The sequence below is a fragment of the Exiguobacterium sp. s78 genome, assembly GCF_018618985.1.
Classification (GTDB): Bacteria; Bacillota; Bacilli; order Exiguobacteriales; family Exiguobacteriaceae; genus Exiguobacterium_A; species Exiguobacterium_A abrahamii.
On sequence record NZ_JACSNB010000001.1, the window covers coordinates 1,800,889 to 1,813,749 of the forward strand.

Here is a 12,861-nt window from a genome sequence, read left to right on the forward strand (position 1 = left end):
GAAACTGTAATTCAACACCATCTGTGTACACGTTCGCAGCGCCACGTGCTCTCTGAAACAGGGAGATGGTCTTTACTTCGGTTTCATCATCGCTTAATCTTTCGTTCTGTTATGCTGTTATACTGTTATGCTTTTAGCAAGTAAAGTATCGTTAATGAGGACTATACGCTTACTTTTTACTTTCGTCAATGGCTTTTTTACGTTTAAATCGATTAAATGTTTTATCGCGGACTGATTTTTGTTCGATCGTCAGTGATGTGATATGACGACGAAGCGCACCGTTGAGCCGTTTTTCGAATGCTTCAAGCTCTTGGATCCACTCATTCATCGAGACGACGATCGGTAAGATTTCCATGATGACTTCTTCCTCGAGTTCATCGCGGTCAAGGAAAGAGTGCTTGACGAAGGCGATGTTCTCTTTGACGAGATCCTCCATCGCGAGTGGTTCTTCCGTCAACAAGAGATCATATGTCAGCAAGACCTTCTCTTGTCGCTGTGCGATATGCATCAAGTGATAAAACAATTCACTCCGAAGATCGTCCGCAATCGAGTCAAGGGCCTTCTCTCGCTCTCTGAATCGCTCTGCCGTCGCGACACCACGTTCGAGGCACGATTGCATATGTTTGAGAATCAACAGGTTCCGTAAGAGCGAGGCGTGCTTCTGACGCGTTCCTCGAATCTCTTCCTTGTGTAGGTTGAACAAGTTTTGTGTCTCAAGGAGCGAATTTGACATTTTATCAATCGCTGCCCGGTATGGAGCAACTTTTCCTTCGAAGGCAATCGCTCGCGTGACGACGAGCAGCTTTTCGAAGAGTTTCGTCGCTTTTTGATAGTAGACATTGCCATAGCGCGGCGGGAAGATCAGCGCATTGATGCCAAGCGCACAGCCGATCCCGAGCATGACGAGCAAGTAACGGATCAAGACGACTTGCCAAAGTGGCTCGGTCGCTGTCGCCACACTTTCGAGAATGACGATGATCATCAAAACGACGTGTGGAATCGTCCGCCCGAAACCAAAGGCTAGCAAGATCGAGATCGCTGCCATGATGACGATTCCGATCGCGAGCGGATTCGCTGGATTATCCCCTAAAATCCAAAGTGCGAGTAAAGTCAAAAAGGCACCAATCAAGTTGGCTTCTGCTTCCTCGAGAAATTGTTTCCATGTCTGATAGACCGAAGGCAGGAGTGTCGTCGCTGCCGAGATTGCAGGCAGGATCGGGCTGAGGTTGAACAGATTACTGATCAACAGCGCCAAGATGACCGCAAGACCTGTCTTGATGGTCCGTGGTCCGATTTGTAAGGATTGTCCACCCATGTCCATCCCTCCTTCTTATTCAGTATGCCCTCTATTCTTCACCGTTAGCCGTCAAAATTCAACAAAAAATCCCCTCCGCTTGAAAACGGAGAGGATTTAGATGAATTATGATGCTTTCGTACCTGTTCCTTCTGTCATTTCCGCTTTCGCGACCGATTGGTCAACAAGCGGTTTTTTAAGGAAGGATAGGATTGCCGCACCGACGAGTGAACCGATGAGGATCGCACCCGCGTAACCGACGATCGCCATGACCGTACCTGATGGACCATCAAGTAACGGGAAGACGAAGATACCGCCGTGTGGTGCCGGGAGCAAGACGCCGAAGACGATCGTCAACGCACCAGCGATCGCTGAACCAATGACACTTGACGGAATGACACGGAGTGGATCGGCTGCTGCGAATGGAATCGCACCTTCTGTGACGAACGATGCACCCATTGCGTAAGCAGCGATACCTGCTTCACGTTCTTGCGGCGTGAATTTCTTACGTGCGAACAATGTTGATGAGAAGGCCACGATGAGTGGTGGAACCATCCCACCTGCCATGACGGCTGCCATGACTTCCGTGTTACCTGCTGTAAGAGCAGCTGTACCGAATACATACGCTGTTTTGTTGATTGGACCACCCATGTCGATTGCCATCATACCTGCGACGAGCATACCGAGGAGGATTGCGTTCCCACCACTGAGTCCGTTCAGTGAATCCGTGAGCCATGTCATGAACTTCGCGATCGGCTCATTGATGACGAGTAACATGATCATCCCTGTGATGAATGAACCAAACAGTGGATAGAGCAAGACTGGTTTGATTCCTTCAAGAGCTGCCGGGAGACCTTTGAAGACTTTAACGAGTAAGAGCACAACGTAACCAGCAAGGAAACCGGCAATCAATCCACCGAGGAAACCAGCATTACCGTTGCTTGCAAGGAAACCAGCGATCAGACCAGGAGCAAGACCTGGTTTATCAGCGATCGACATCGCGATGAATCCGGCGAGAATCGGAATCAAGAGACCAAACGCTGCTTTCCCGATTGTCATCAACTGAGCTGCAAACTCATTGTATGACGGATCTTTCGGGTCAGCGGAGTTGATTCCCCAGAAGAAGCTGATCGCAATCAAGAGACCACCAGCGACGACGAGTGGCAACATCGCGGATACCCCACTCATCAAGTGTTTGTAGAATCCACCACGCGCTGGTTTTGAGCTTTCGCTTGAACCGCTCGCTTTATAGACAGGTGCGTCTTGTTTGACGGCACGGTTGATCAATTCTTGTGGTTTACGAATCCCTTGCGCTACCGGTACTTCAACGACGTGTTTCCCGTTGAAGCGATCCATCTCAACTGCTTTATCCGCAGCGACGATGATCGCTGTCGCATCGTTGATGTCTTGTTGTGTCAAACCGTTCTTGACACCTGTCGATCCGTTCGTTTCGACTTTAATACGAACACCCATCTCTTCCGCTTTTTGACGAAGCGCATCAGCTGCCATATACGTGTGCGCGATTCCTGTTGGACAAGCTGTGACAGCGAGGATGTACGGTGCGTCTTGGTCAACGTTGTCGCTTGAGACGTCAACTGGACCTTCTTCTTCACGTTCCTTCGCTTCGATTGCTGCGATGACTTCGTCTTTCGTTTTAGCCGCAAGGATCGTATCGCGGAAGTTCATATCCATCAAATAAACGGATAGTTTCGAAAGTGTTTCAAGGTGCGCATTATCAGCGTTCTCACCCGCTGCGATCATGAAGAACAACCGACTTGGTTGACCATCGAGTGCTTCGTAGTCAACACCTGCCGAACGACCGAAAGCGATCGCTGGTGTTTTGACTGCTGCTGTTTTTGCGTGTGGAATGGCAATGCCTTCCCCTAAACCTGTCGTACTTTGCGCTTCCCGTGCGAGAATCGCTTCTTTATATGCCGAGCGATCGTTCAGTTTTCCTGCCCGATCGAGGACGTTGACGAGTTCGTCGATGACAGCGGCTTTAGATGACGCTTGTAAATCGAGCTGAATCGTATCACGTGTCAAGAGATCAGTAATTTTCATGAGTAGTCACACTCCTTTTAGGATTGAATGAGTTCAACGACGTTGACGTCTACGAGGAGACGATCGATATCTTCCTTTGTACAAAGACCAAAGGAATAAGCAGACGCGCTACCAGTCGTCACCGCATAACGGAACGCTTCTTCTGGTGATTTACCGAGCGCGTGGCTGGCGACGAATCCAGCGACGAGTGAATCTCCGGCACCGACGGAATTGACGAGCTTCCCTGCCGGTGTGTTTGCCGTATAGGCACCTTGACGATTGACAAGTAGTGCTCCGTCTCCTGCAAATGAGATGACGACGTTCTCGGCACCACGCTCGACGAGCTGCTGGGCGTATGGAACGGCCATCTCCTTCGACGTAATCTCGACGTCGAAGATTTCACCGAGTTCATGGTGATTCGGCTTGATTAAAAATGGACCGAGCGGTAAGACTTCAAGCATCGCTTCCTTCGTCGTATCGACAGCGAAGCGGACGTTCCGTTCATTCAGGATCGTCGCGATATGACGATAGAGATCATGCGGCAGACTGCTTGGGATACTACCTGCGAAGACGACGATGTCACCGGCTTGCATCGTCTTGAATCGGGATAATAAATGCTCCAGCTCTTCCGGTTGAATCTTCGGTCCCGCTGCATTCAACTCAGATTCTTGATCGGCGCGAATCTTTACGTTGATCCGCGTCTCATCTTGAATCGGTGTGAAGTCCGTCAACACGCCTCGTTTCTCGAGTTCCGTCCGGATGAATTGTCCGGTACTTCCTCCAAGGAATCCGAGTGCTTGTGTTTCCACCTCATAGTTTTTTAGGACGAGAGAGACGTTGATCCCTTTCCCTCCGGCCACTTTTTCCGCCTGTTCGACACGATTGACTTGTCCTGCCTCAAATACCGGTAACGTGACATAATAGTCGATTGATGGGTTGAGTGTCAGTGTATAAATCATTTCGCGTTCACCACCTCTGTGTATTGACTGTATTTCGCTTCTTGCTCACTGGATGTCGTCGTGATGATCGTCGCCGCTTGCAAGGACGCCACACGACTGAAACTGATCGCATCCAGCTTCGTCTCATCGACGAGTACATACGATTGTTTTGCTAATTCGATCGCTGTCTTCTTTACGAGTGCCTCTTCCGGATCTGGTGTCGTGAAGCCTTGTGCCGGATGAACACCGTTCATCCCAAGGAACGCGACATCAAAATGGTAAATCAACATTCCTTCACGTGCGTTGTAACCGACGAGTGCTTGCGTTGAATGCTTGAGTTGCCCTCCGACGACGAACGTCGGGATACGGTGATAGAGTAACGTGTTCGCTAGAGGAAGACTGTTCGTTACGACCGTAATCGCCTTCTCTTCGAGATACGGAACGATGGCAAGCGTCGTCGTTCCGGCATCGAGATAGACATACATCCCGTCTTCGATCAGATCGGCAGCCGCTCGCGCGATCCGTTCCTTCTCTTCGACGTGTTGGTCACTCTTCTCGAAATAACTCGGTTCTTCAATTTGCAAATGGTTCGCTGTCGCGCCCCCGTGCACCCGACGCAGATGACCTGCTGTCTCGAGTTGTGATAAATCCCGACGAATCGTGGATTCACTCGCACCGGTTTGTTCGACGATCTTTTGCATCTTGACGACTTCTTCTCGGGCTAAAAGCTCAAGGATGAGTTGATGGCGTTTTTTGGTTAACATAAGGTTTCCCTCCGCATCTTTAATATAAAGCGTTTACATCTAAAAATCAATCAAAAACGTTCAAAATTTATATAAATTCTTTATAAAACGTTCAAAATACGACTTTTTTCGACATGAAACCGTTCTTATAGTTTCATTATACATCAAAAACGGTCATTTTATGACTGTTTTATTGGTTAGAATCAATCATTTTTTAAATTTTTGATGATTTTCACAAAATAAAAAACCACTTTCCAAAGCAACTTGGAAAGTGGTGAATGAAAATCGGTCATTTCAGTCATCTTCGTTCACTGGACTTCATTTTGCAAGCGACCGATTCCTTCAATCGATACTTCGACGACATCCCCTGTCTGAAGGTAGACCGGTGGTTTCATGCCGTGACCCACACCAGCCGGAGTGCCTGTCGCAATGATGTCCCCTGCTTCAAGTGTCATCCCGCGTGACACTTCAACTAAAATCGTTACGACATCACGCAACATCAAGGCCGTTGATCCCGATTGACGGAGTTCCCCGTTCACACGCGTCTCGACGAGGGCGTCACGCGGATCAAAGCTGTCCGCTGAGACGATGACCGGTCCGAACGGACAGAACCCATCGAGTGATTTGCCACGGAAGAACTGGACGTGTTCTTTTTGTAAGTCCCGCGCTGTCACATCATTGACGATACTGTAGCCAAACACGTGATCAAGTGCATTCTCAGGTGTCAGATCACGCCCCGTCGTGCCGATGATGATGGCGAGTTCACCTTCATAATCCAGTTGCTGTGTCAAATCCGCATGCCGCTCAATCGATTCGAACGGACCAACGATCGATGTCGGTGCTTTCGTGAACAAGACGAATTTCCCCGCTCCCGCCGTATCCATCTCCTTGATATGATCGGCGTAGTTCTTGCCGACACAGATGACGTTTCGTGCCGGAATATACGGTGCCAGTTTTCGAACATCCCCTTTAAGTTGTTGCGCGATATCTAAATCAAGATCAACATCGAACTCACGTGAAATCACTTCAAACAATGAATCCGTATAGACTTGTGCCGTCACATCATATGTAGAGCCATCCCGTTCAACCCCGATCCCTACTTTTCCTTCTTGCTCAAATCGAAACCATTTCATCTTAACTGCCCCCTTTTGTTTTTAGTATAGCGAAACCAATCAACGGACGCACTTCTCATCGTCAATCTGAAGGAAACAAAAAAAGCGGTCGACATCGTGTCGACCGCTTCTTCCTATCCTCTTCCTTTTTCCTCATGCGATTCGCTGCGCTAATCGATCGACGAGCGCTTGCGACTCTTCGTTCAATCCAACGAGTTCAACTTTTTTGCCAAGTCGTTCGTATTTCAAGACGACGTTTTCGATTGCTTCGATAGCGGAATCATCAAACAAGTGACACGCTGAGAAATCGAGCGTGATGACAGACGATGGATCAGTTTCGAGCTGGAACTGTTCTGCAAATGCTGTCGTCGATGCGAAGAACAACGGTCCACGAATCGTATAACGGACTCGATCTGTTTGCTCCTTGCGCTCGACTTGAATACGAGAAATTTTTGACGCAAATAATAACGCAGCAAGCAAGATTCCGACAAGAACGCCCATTGATAAATCGTTCGTCAATACGGTGACGAGAACGGTTGCGAGCATGACAGCAGAATCACTCTTCGGTGACGTCTTGAGCATCTTGAATGATCCCCAGTCAAACGTCGCATACGAGACGAAGAACATGACGCCGACGAGTGCTCCCATTGGAATCGTCATCAATAGATCGTTCATCGTAAACATCAACAGCATCAGGAACACACCCGCTGTCAACGTCGACAATCGACCACGCCCACCGGACGTGACATTGATGACCGATTGACCGATCATCGCACAGCCCGGCATGCCACCGAACATACCAGCGATGATGTTCGCAATTCCTTGTCCGCGTGATTCTATTGCTTTGTTTGACGTCGTATCCGTCATCTCATCGACGATTCGTGCTGTCAGCAACGATTCGATCAACCCGACGAATGCAAGTGACAATGCATACGGGAAGATGATTTGGAGCGTCTCAAGCGAGAACGGAACATCCGGCAAGAAGAAGCTTGGTAACGCCGCTTCGATTTGCCCCATGTCCCCGATGACTCGTGTATCGAGTGAGAAGACGACCGTCAACACTGTCATGATCGTGATCGCAACGAGTGGTGCCGGGATCGCTTTCGTCACGCGTGGGAATAACAAGATGATGGCGAGTGATGCGGCGACCATTGCGTACATGATCCAGTTCTGTCCTTCGAATTGCGGCAGTTGTGCCGAGAAAATCAAAATCGCTAAAGCATTGACGAATCCGACCATGACGGATCGAGGAATGAACCGTAATAACTTAGCAATTCCTAAAAATCCGAACGCGATTTGTAGAATTCCGGCAAGGATACCGGCAGCTAGTAAATAATCGACACCATGGTCCTTGACGAGCTGGACGACGACGAGTGCCATCGCACCGGTCGCAGCTGAAATCATTCCGGGACGACCGCCGGCAATCGAGATGACGATCGCAATGATGACGGAAGCGTATAAACCGACCATCGGATTAACGCCAGCGATCAGCGAAAACGCGATTGCTTCCGGAACGAGTGCCAAGGCAACGACGATTCCGGATAGCAAATCCGCTTTTGGTTGCAGGAACCACTCTTTTTTCCATTGAGTAAACATATGATGATTGAGACCCCTTTTCTAACATGAATGGTCTCAGTGTAATCCGATTAGTTTCAAAAAGCAACCTTTTTAGGAAGTTTTGGTCCGCACACGGGCAATCTCATCGACCATCGCCTTATAGGTCGCCATGATTTCCTGACCCGCAAAGACCGGATCTTCGTCCATCGTCTCGAGTGCACGGCGTAGAAGATGAATTTTCGGTTTCTTCCGTTCGAGTAGTTCTTCATAGATGAAATCAAGAACCTCTTCATGGGCTTCCTTCGATTCATCGGAAATCGATGACAAGGTAATCAAGCGCTTCATATGCGCACTCGTCTTCTCGAACAAATCCTTCCGAATGACGACTTCATCTTGTGGACGATCGAGCCAAACGGATAGGAAACGCGGGGGAATCAACTGTTCTTCTGTCCGACTGACGTCTTCGACGAGATGCGTCAATCGATTGAATACGTAACGGACGACCCGTTCCGGTTGTGTGTTCGGTTCGGATTGACGGAAGAAGTACATCGCATATTGCAACATCCCTGTATAAATGACCGCTAAATCTAGAAGATACGGTTCCTTCGTCTGACCGAATAAATCACGTAATCGTTCGAACGTCCATTCGATCTCGAGAAGACGGTTATTCTCCATGAACGTCTTCAGTTCTTTTTCATTCGAAGCAATCGCCTCTTCGAACAACGTATACAATTTATATTTTTGCATCAGTTCCAAGTAACAGTTACCTTGTTGGATGAACGTCTCATAATCCGAAACATCTCGTCCGACGAGAATTTCTTTGCGTGCCGTCCGCATCTTTTCAAAGACGGTATTAAATACATCAATGAATAATTCATTTTTAGAGGAGAAGTAGTTATAGAACGTTCCCTTGGAAACGTTACTGTGCTCAAGAATGTCCTGGATGGACGTCGATTGATAACCTTTTTCGACGAATAGCTGATAGGCAGCATCTAGTAGTTGTTTCTTTTTTGGATTCATGGTCTTGTCCTTTTCTGTTCAAATGATTGCAATGGTTTAACAATCACTTATTTTAGTGTATGAAGCAAATAATTTGAATTCATTCGACTTAGCCTGGTAAGATAGCCAAGTTAGTCATAGAATTCAAGTCTAACATTTTAGACTCGTAGTACAAAAGGAGCATAACGAAATGCAATCAAGCAAGCAATCATCACGACTTTATTTAATTTTAACTGTCCTTATGGCAGGTGCGTTCGTTGCGGTCCTGAACTCAACGTTACTTAATATCGCCTTACCGTCGATCATGGGATCCTTCGGTATTCAGGCAAGCACCGCCCAGTGGTTGACGACGGGCTATATGCTCGTCAACGGAATCATGATTCCGACGTCAGCCTTCCTTGTCCAGAAGTTCTCGACACGTCAACTGTTCTTGACGGCGATGACGCTGTTCTCACTCGGTACAATCATCGCTGGACAAGCACACGTCTTCCCGCTTCTACTCGGTGCGCGGATGATGCAGGCATCTGGTTCTGCGATCATGATGCCACTATTAATGAACGTTCTTTTGACCGGTTTCCCGATCGAGAAACGCGGACAAGCAATGGGCATCTTCGGACTTGTCATCACGTTCGCCCCAGCCATCGGACCTACATTGTCCGGCTGGATTCTTGAACATTATGAATGGCGGATGTTGTTCCATCTCGTTACACCGATCGCATTACTCGTACTGTTCACGGGTGCCTTCTTATTGAAGAAAGAGACGGTTCGTAGCACACTCAAACTCGATTTATTTTCACTCGTTCTCTCAAGCTTTGGTTTCGGTGGTTTGCTGTATGGATTTAGTTCCGCTGGTTCTGCCGGATGGGGATCTTGGACGGTCATCGGATCATTGATCATCGGTGTGATTAGTCTGACTTCCTTTATTATACGTCAATTCATGCTCGAAGAACCGATGCTTGAGTTCGGGATTTTCCGTTATCCGATGTTCGCCTTATCGCAAGGAATTTCGATGGTCTTGAACATGTCGATGTTCTCCGCAATGATCTTGATGCCGATCTATATCCAGACGATTCGCGGTATCTCACCGTTTCACTCCGGTCTCTTGATGTTACCGGGTGCGATCGTCATGGCGATCATGTCACCAATCACAGGTCGTCTGTTCGATCGATTCGGTGCTCGGATCCTTGCGATCATCGGCTTATCACTGACGGTCTTAACGACGTTCTCGTTTAGTCAGCTAGCTGCGGATACGTCATACGCGTTCCTCGTCATCATGTATACGCTACGTTTCCTTGGAATCTCGATGGTCATGATGCCCGTCATGACGAACGGATTGAACCATATTCCGCAACACTTGACGCCACACGGTACGGCATTGAACAATACGTTGTCACAAGTATCGGGTGCGATCGGTTCAGGTCTGCTCGTGACGATCATGACGTCGCGGACGAAACATCACGTTCCGGAACTCGCTTCACAACCTGAAGCCGCTAATCCGGAATGGTTGCAAATGCAGGCGATGATCGAAGGAATCAACGATACGTTCTTCATCGCAACGTTACTTGCACTCGCGGCACTGATTTTATCGTTTTTCATCAAAAAACGACGGACGACGACACTCGCAGTCGTCGAATCCGTCGATCAAGAACAAAAATATGCATGATCTGATTCTCCCCTGTCTGATGAGACGGGGGAGTTTTTGTTTTTGTGTAACACTCTTTTTTGCAGTTGCTGTCGATCATAAATTCGTTGATTCGTGCTGCCCCGAAAACGTGTCGTTCGGTCGAGTTTCGACAGGATGAACGGACCATCGATGAGTCCGTCTAGTCGCAGTATTAGTGGATGCCACCGTCGACGCTGTAAGATTTCCTCTAGTACATAGCCAGTATATAAAATGACGTCATAATCTGGTCCAAGTTGTTCGAGAAGTTGCACAAGTGCTGCCGCTTGAAGCATCGGCTCGCCGCCGGATAATGTCAAACGACGATTTCCGATCGCCTGAATCCGTTCCACTGTTTCTTTAATCGTCCAATCCACTCCACCTGCCGGATCCCAGGAGGACGGATTATGACAGCCGACACAGTGGTGTGGACAACCGGCAAGAAACAGGACCGTTCGCAAACCGGGTCCATCAACGACAGAATCAGGATGAAGGGAAAGAACGCGTAACATCGTGCTTCACCCGATTCTGCTCTTCAGCCCGTTTGGCTTCATTCCAGCGGTCCAGCGTACCGACGAGATATCCTGTAATCCGTCGAATCCGTTCGATGGACTTACTCCCGCAAACCGGACACTGATCCTCAATCGTCTGCTCCGTTCGACAATCAAGACAACGATCGACGGGATGATTGATTGACCCATAGCCGATTCCAGCTTCCGCCATCAAACGAACGATGTCTTCAATCGCTTGTGGATTTCCGGCAAGGGCGCCATCTGTCTCGACATAGGTGATATGTCCACCATTACATAATGCATGAAACGGTGCTTCGAGTTGAATCTTTTCACGGATCGTTACGGGCGCATCGACAGGGATATGAAAGGAATTCGTGTAATACGGCTGATCGGTCACTCCTTTGATTTCACCGAAGTCACTAGCATCACGACGTGTGAACTTACCCGACAACCCTTCAGCTGGAGTTGCCAGCAAACTAAAGTTCAATCCCGTCATCTCGCCATAGTTGTCGACGACCGTTCGCATCGCTTGAATCAAGGCAAGACCAATCCGGTGCGCCAGTTCGGAATACCCATGATGACTCCCCGTCAGGACGGTCAAACATTCCGCGAGACCGATGAAGCCGATCGCTAACGTCCCATGCTTGAGGACTGGACCCACCTGATCCGTACTTTTTAGCGTCTCACCGTCTTTCCAGACATGTTGATATAAAAATGGAAACGCGTCAGCCGTTCGACTTGCCTGGAACTCATAACGCGCGATGAGTTGCCGGCATGCAAGTCTTGTCGTCTCTTGGACAGCTTCGAACATTTGATCGACGGTTTTACTTTGGAGTGCCAAACGGACGAGATTGATGCTCGTAAACGATAAGTTCCCTCGTCCTGTGACGGACGGGATATCTCCACGATCTTCAAACACACGGGTCCGGCATCCCATGTACGCGACTTCGGCTCCCCCCGGTTGCTCCTGACGGTTGAATGATGCATCAAGAAACGCAAAGTTCGGAAACAGTCGTTTTCCTGTCACGCGGGTGGCAAGTTGAAACAAATCGTAGTTCGGGTCTGTCGGTGACAGGTTGATGCCTTGTTTGACTTTAAAGATTTGAATTGGAAAGATCGGCGTCTCCCCTCTTCCTAATCCACGTTCCGTCGCCGTCAGCAAGGCGCGCTGGAAGAGCCGACCTGCCTGCGTCGTATTCGTTCCATAATTGACGGATAAAAACGGTACCTGTCCCCCACCGCGTGAATGCATCGAATTCGTATTATGGATGAACGCTTCGCACGCCTGAAACGTCTTTTCATACGTCTCCTGCCATGCGCGCCGCTCCCGCTTGCGTCGCTTCCAATGCGGCACGAGGTCATTTAGTTTGGTCCATTCGCGTTGGTAGGTCTTTTCGACGAATGGTGCTACATCATCGTCAAAGGTTGCGAAGGCTTGTCCGCCATGCTGCATGTTTTGATTCGCCTGGACGATGATTGCTGCAAGGGCGAGGGCGGAACGGATATCTTGCGCTGGTCGGATTGAACCGTGTGTCGTCTGAAATCCGTTTGAGAGTAGCTGACCGAGCGGAATCTGGGCACAAGTCGTCGTACCCGTCACGTAGTAATCGGCGTCGTGGATATACAAGATGTTGTCGTCAAGCGCCTGCAAGACATCTGCTTCGAGGTGTTGTCGCATCATCTGTCGCGCTGCTTCTCCAGCAATCCGCTGTAATTTCGCAAGCGGTGTTTTGCCATCAATGTTTGCATTCTCTTGTTCGATATCTTGCGGTGGTGTGAGTAACGCTTCTAAGCTCTCCATGATTCTTCTTCCTCTCACGCTTTTTTGTAATCACTATAGCGAGAGTACAGAAACGTTCGCAATCCCTGCACAATTTACGATTTTTTCAACTGTTTCAGCCGTTCTGTCATCAATCTGTCCGATTTATCGTTCAAATGTCTGCATCTTACTCGTTTTAGCCAAACGCATGAATTTGGACGAATCTCACACGTGAAACGACAAAAAA

General features: G+C 48.7%; 10 protein-coding genes and 1 other annotated feature (1 of these 11 only partly in view). Of the genes, 1 reads left to right on the forward strand and 9 read right to left on the reverse strand.

Annotation, left to right across the window (positions count from 1 at the left end):
* Positions 1–99, reverse strand: a binding site (T-box leader); it reaches 106 nt to the left of the window's first position.
* Between the two features lie 70 nt (positions 100–169).
* The 7 genes from KNQ18_RS09405 to KNQ18_RS09435 form a co-directional block, all read right to left on the reverse strand.
* A complete protein-coding gene (locus KNQ18_RS09405; RefSeq protein WP_023467731.1) occupies positions 170–1,315 on the reverse strand; it encodes an FUSC family protein in 1,146 nt (381 codons plus the stop codon).
* 105 nt (positions 1,316–1,420) lie between these two features.
* Positions 1,421–3,355: a PTS fructose transporter subunit IIABC gene (locus KNQ18_RS09410; protein ID WP_215084621.1), complete on the reverse strand. Its 1,935-nt coding sequence runs from the start codon at positions 3,353–3,355 to the stop codon at positions 1,421–1,423.
* A gap of 17 nt (positions 3,356–3,372) precedes the next feature.
* The gene (pfkB, locus tag KNQ18_RS09415; RefSeq protein WP_035408794.1) at positions 3,373–4,293 is read right to left on the reverse strand and encodes a 1-phosphofructokinase; all 921 of its coding nucleotides are present in this window, start codon (positions 4,291–4,293) and stop codon (positions 3,373–3,375) included.
* Positions 4,290–5,036 carry a DeoR/GlpR family DNA-binding transcription regulator gene (locus tag KNQ18_RS09420; RefSeq protein ID WP_023467728.1) on the reverse strand — a complete coding sequence of 249 codons (747 nt, stop codon included), beginning with the start codon at positions 5,034–5,036 and terminating at the stop codon, positions 4,290–4,292. The genes pfkB and KNQ18_RS09420 overlap by 4 nt, the downstream gene beginning before the upstream one ends.
* Positions 5,037–5,323: 287 nt before the next feature.
* Positions 5,324–6,148 carry a fumarylacetoacetate hydrolase family protein gene (locus KNQ18_RS09425; protein WP_215084623.1) on the reverse strand — a complete coding sequence of 275 codons (825 nt, stop codon included), beginning with the start codon at positions 6,146–6,148 and terminating at the stop codon, positions 5,324–5,326.
* 132 nt (positions 6,149–6,280) lie between these two features.
* Positions 6,281–7,723 carry a SulP family inorganic anion transporter gene (locus KNQ18_RS09430; protein ID WP_214769192.1) on the reverse strand — a complete coding sequence of 481 codons (1,443 nt, stop codon included), beginning with the start codon at positions 7,721–7,723 and terminating at the stop codon, positions 6,281–6,283.
* A 72-nt stretch (positions 7,724–7,795) separates the two neighbouring features.
* The gene (locus KNQ18_RS09435) at positions 7,796–8,704 is read right to left on the reverse strand and encodes a TetR/AcrR family transcriptional regulator (protein WP_035398167.1); all 909 of its coding nucleotides are present in this window, start codon (positions 8,702–8,704) and stop codon (positions 7,796–7,798) included.
* Between the two features lie 169 nt (positions 8,705–8,873).
* Between KNQ18_RS09435 and KNQ18_RS09440 the strand changes: the two genes are divergently transcribed.
* Positions 8,874–10,346 carry a DHA2 family efflux MFS transporter permease subunit gene (locus KNQ18_RS09440; RefSeq protein ID WP_029341214.1) on the forward strand — a complete coding sequence of 491 codons (1,473 nt, stop codon included), beginning with the start codon at positions 8,874–8,876 and terminating at the stop codon, positions 10,344–10,346.
* On the opposite strand, the gene KNQ18_RS09445 is transcribed toward KNQ18_RS09440, so the two are convergent.
* Both KNQ18_RS09445 and KNQ18_RS09450 read right to left on the reverse strand, forming a co-directional pair.
* Positions 10,325–10,855, reverse strand: a complete 531-nt coding sequence (locus KNQ18_RS09445; RefSeq protein WP_064300221.1) for a 4Fe-4S single cluster domain-containing protein — start codon at positions 10,853–10,855, stop codon at positions 10,325–10,327. The two genes, KNQ18_RS09440 and KNQ18_RS09445, sit on opposite strands and share 22 nt — an antisense overlap.
* Positions 10,827–12,656, reverse strand: coding sequence for an anaerobic ribonucleoside triphosphate reductase (locus tag KNQ18_RS09450; RefSeq protein WP_215084625.1), 1,830 nt, complete (start codon positions 12,654–12,656; stop codon positions 10,827–10,829). The genes KNQ18_RS09445 and KNQ18_RS09450 overlap by 29 nt, the downstream gene beginning before the upstream one ends.
* Positions 12,657–12,861 lie beyond the last annotated feature (205 nt).